This window comes from Synechococcus sp. WH 5701 (assembly GCF_000153045.1).
Taxonomy (GTDB): Bacteria; Cyanobacteriota; Cyanobacteriia; order PCC-6307; family Cyanobiaceae; genus Regnicoccus_A; species Regnicoccus_A antarcticus.
The window spans coordinates 1-1,687 of the sequence record NZ_AANO01000048.1 but is presented as its reverse complement, the minus strand read 5'-3'; the positions used below and the strand labels follow the sequence as shown (position 1 = coordinate 1,687).

Genomic DNA, 1,687 nt, shown 5'->3' with positions numbered 1-1,687 from the left:
AATTGAAAGGTCAAAATATTGTCGGACATATTACATTGAGCAAGGGTGAACGCAGTCCACTTGCCGAATTAGCAGCAAACATGCTTTGATTTATTAGTAGGCGAAACTAGCTGGAGTTTTATGAGCAAATTTAGTAAAAACTCAGATATTACAAAGTCTAATTTGGAGGCAATTATGCGCTCACCTACTTATCAAATAGCTCATGAAGACCAACAGCTTTTGAATAGTGATGAAATGCGTGGCGTAAGAATGCTGCTTGAAATTAGTAAGCCAGAGCAACATCTTGAATTGGCTGGCATTACATCCACAATTATTGTTTTTGGAGGGGCGCGAATTGTTGATCCAGACAATGCGAAGAAGCAGCTTGCTGAAGCTCAGCAGTTATTAAAGCAAAATCCTGAATCGATAAGCCTTAACCAGAGAGTCCGTAGTTGCGAAGGCCTTTTAGGTTTATCTCGCTTTTATAATGCGGCCAAAGATTTTGCATATTTAGCCTCTAAGTATGGTCAATCAACGGTAGATAAACATGCAAGATGTTCATCCCATGTGATTGTGACTGGTGGAGGCCCGGGGATTATGGAGGCTGCGAATCGAGGTGCATTTGAGGCCGGTTGTCGATCCATCGGTTTGAATATTTCGTTGCCTTTTGAGCAACATCCAAATTCTTATATTACTCCTGAACTATGCTTCCAATTTAATTATTTTTCGATTAGAAAATTTCATTTTGTGATGCGATCTGTTGGAGCAGTTTTGTTTCCGGGTGGTTATGGAACTCTCGATGAATTATTTGAACTTTTAACTCTGAGGCAAGTTGGTACAAAAAGTCCAATGCCAATCGTTCTTTTTGGGAGAGAGTTCTGGGAGCGGTTAATTGATTTCGACTTTCTCGCTGAGTCTGGCTTGATCTCCCTTAACGACCTCAAGCTCTTTCACTTTGCCGACTCAGCAGAAGAAGCTTGGATGCATATCCAGGCTGGCACATCTGAATTTCATAATGCACCTGAGAATACTTGACCTGCTAGGCACAAAATAGTGAAGAACTCAGTCTTGATTCGACTTGTCTTGATAGGAGTGTTGTTATAGATGTATATCGCTTTATTGGCGTACTAAAAGACGATCAATTAAATAAATAAATGCGCATAAAATAGTTGCATGCAATATTCGACTCTTTCAAATATTGTCATCTTTCTTTCAGTGCAATATCCTGTTTTCGCCTCCTCGAAGTCCTGTGTAATTTTATTTTCTTGAATGCTAAGTTTCTCTTTTTATCGTATTTGTTGGTTCTGTGGTAATTGTTTTGTGGCTTCGCTTTCTTGTGGAGAAATTGATGTTTGTTTCTTCTTTATAGCTGAAATTGCATCTTTAGCTTGCTCTAATAAACTCGCTTTCCTTGTGGTTGTGAATTTGTCTACAGAAAGCGACATCGATATTGCGACTGATTGATGGATTAATTTTAATTCGAACTAGCCGGTGGCTTTGAGGTGTGTTGATGGTATTGATAATCCTTTTGCGCATAGCTGTAAAAACAACTACGAATTATTGCAATGACGGTTCTGATGCTGGCAGTTGTTGGCCTTTGCCTGCTGCTTCCTTGTGGATATATTAAGAGTACTCACTATTTTGCATTTCGATAATTTTATCCATAAAGCATTGTGATTATACAACTTTTTGCTCGTTAATTGTTGCT

The 1,687-nt window shown here is 38.9% G+C and carries 1 protein-coding gene; it reads left to right on the top strand.

The features are described from left to right. Positions 1–120 precede the first annotated feature (120 nt). Positions 121–1,014, top strand: coding sequence for an LOG family protein (locus WH5701_RS16080; RefSeq protein ID WP_009790551.1), 894 nt, complete (start codon positions 121–123; stop codon positions 1,012–1,014). The last annotated feature ends 673 nt before the right edge of the window (positions 1,015–1,687 follow it).